Genomic DNA, 2,049 nt, shown 5'->3' with positions numbered 1-2,049 from the left:
TGTGNATAAGGNCAGGGCGGCGGGCCGGCCGTCTCGTGGTGCCCGGTGGGCCGGGCGTCCCGGCGCACCGGGGATAGTGGAGGGAGCCGGGGGTCTACAGGAAGGTTCCGTGCACCGTGTCGTTGTTCTGGCGGATTTTCGGGTTGAACGCCCTGGTCCTGGGGGCGGCCACGGCGTTGCTGCTGTGGGCGCCGGTGACCGTCTCCGTACCGGTCCTGCTGACGGAGGCGGTGATCCTGGTGGCCGGGCTGGGCGTAATGCTCGTCGCCAACGCGGCGCTGCTGCGGGTCGGCCTCGCCCCGCTGGAGCGGCTGACGCGGGAGATGACGACCGTGGACCTGCTGCGGCCCGGTCAGCGGCTGCCCGTGCCGGGCGGCGGCGGGGTGGCCGAGCTGATCCGCACGTTCAACGCCATGCTGGACCGGCTGGAGGCGGAGCGCGCCACCAGCAGCGCCCGCGCCCTGTCCGCGCAGGAGTCGGAGCGGCGGCGGATCGCGCAGGAGCTGCACGACGAGGTCGGGCAGAGCATGACGGCGGTCCTGCTCGGGTTGAAGCGGGCCGCGGACCGGGCGCCGGAGCCGCTGCGGGCCGAGTTGCAGCAGGCGCAGGAGATCACCCGGTCGAGCCTGGACGAGGTGCGGCGGCTCGCCCGCCGGCTGCGCCCCGGGGTGCTGGAGGACCTCGGCCTGGTCAGCGCGCTGACCTCGCTGGCCGACGACTTCGCCACCCACACGGGCCTGGTCGTGCGGCGCCGCCTGGCCCCGGACCTGCCGCCGCTGGACCGGCAGACGGAGCTGGTGCTGTACCGGGTCGCGCAGGAGGGGCTCACCAACGCCGCCCGGCACGCCGGGGCGGCCCGCGTCGAGCTGGCGCTGCGCCGCGTGCCGGGCGGGGTGGTGCTGTCCGTGGAGGACGACGGGCGGGGCCTGGGCGTGGCCCGCGAGGGGGCCGGCATCCGGGGCATGCGGGAGCGGGCGCTGCTCGCCGGCGCCACCCTGGACCTCTCCCCCGGCCGCGACGGCGGCACCCGGGTGTCCCTGTCCGTACCAGCCGCCGGGAGGCGCGCGTGAACCCGTCCGGCACCCCGCCCACCCGGATCCTGCTCGCCGACGACCACGCGCTGGTCCGCCGGGGCGTCCGGCTGATCCTGGACGGCGAACCGGACCTGCGGGTCGTCGCCGAGGCCGGGGACGGCGCCGAGGCGGTCGCCATGGCCCGCGAGCACCCCGTCGACCTGGCCGTCCTGGACGTGGCGATGCCCCGGATGACGGGCCTCCAGGCGGCGCGGGAGCTGTCCGCGCGCCACCCGTCGCTGCGGATCCTCATGCTGAGCATGTACGACAACGAGCAGTACTTCTTCCAGTCCCTGAAGGCCGGCGCCTGCGGGTACGTCCTGAAGTCCGTCGCCGACCGGGACCTGGTGGCGGCCTGCCGGGCGGCGATGCGCGGCGAGCCGTTCCTCTACCCGGGCGCGGTGACGGCCCTGGTCCGCGACTACCTGGACCGGGCCCGGCACGGAGGGGAGCCGCCGGAGCGGGTGCTGACCGCGCGCGAGGAGGAGGTCCTCAAGCTGGTCGCGGAGGGCCACTCCTCGAAGGACATCGCGGACATGCTGGTGATCAGCGTCAAGACGGTGCAGCGGCACCGGGCGAACCTGCTGCAGAAGCTGGGCCTGCGGGACCGCCTCCAGCTGACCCGTTACGCCATCAGGGCCGGCCTGATCGAACCCTGACCGGCGGCGGGGCATGGTAGGAACGGAACGACGGAAGGGGGAGGGCATGCCCCGGTACGACGCGCCGCCCGCGCGCCGCGCCGCGGACGCGTTCGGCGCGGCCGCGGCGGCGCTGGCCGCCGTCCTCCTCGCCGTCCTCGGCGTCCTCGCGCCGGCCTCCCACGCGGCCCCCGCGGCCGTGCCCCCGACCACCGGGGCGCAGCGGCCGGCCGCCGCGGACGATCCGTGCGCGGCGGTCTGCTCGGCGGCGCCGCTCCCCTCCGCGGACGTCGCCGGCCTCCGGTCGGTGCCGCCGCCCCTCGGCGCGGCCCCGGGAG

Annotated in this window: 2 protein-coding genes and 1 pseudogene; all 3 read left to right on the top strand. The window is 76.6% G+C overall.

All coding sequences use genetic code 11. The features are described from left to right. The first annotated feature begins 116 nt into the window (after positions 1-116). Positions 117-1,070, top strand: a complete 954-nt coding sequence (locus MW084_RS17810; RefSeq protein WP_029553439.1) for a HAMP domain-containing sensor histidine kinase — start codon at positions 117-119, stop codon at positions 1,068-1,070. Beyond that, positions 1,067-1,732: a response regulator gene (locus tag MW084_RS17805; protein ID WP_010470062.1), complete on the top strand. Its 666-nt coding sequence runs from the start codon at positions 1,067-1,069 to the stop codon at positions 1,730-1,732. Before MW084_RS17810 ends, MW084_RS17805 begins: the two co-directional genes overlap by 4 nt. 46 nt (positions 1,733-1,778) lie before the next feature. Continuing rightward, positions 1,779-2,049, top strand: a pseudogene (locus MW084_RS17800) (hypothetical protein); the annotation flags it as partial.

The organism is Streptomyces sudanensis, from assembly GCF_023614315.1.
GTDB classification, from domain to species: domain Bacteria; phylum Actinomycetota; class Actinomycetes; order Streptomycetales; family Streptomycetaceae; genus Streptomyces; species Streptomyces sudanensis.
This window is presented reverse-complemented; position numbering and strand designations above follow the sequence as displayed.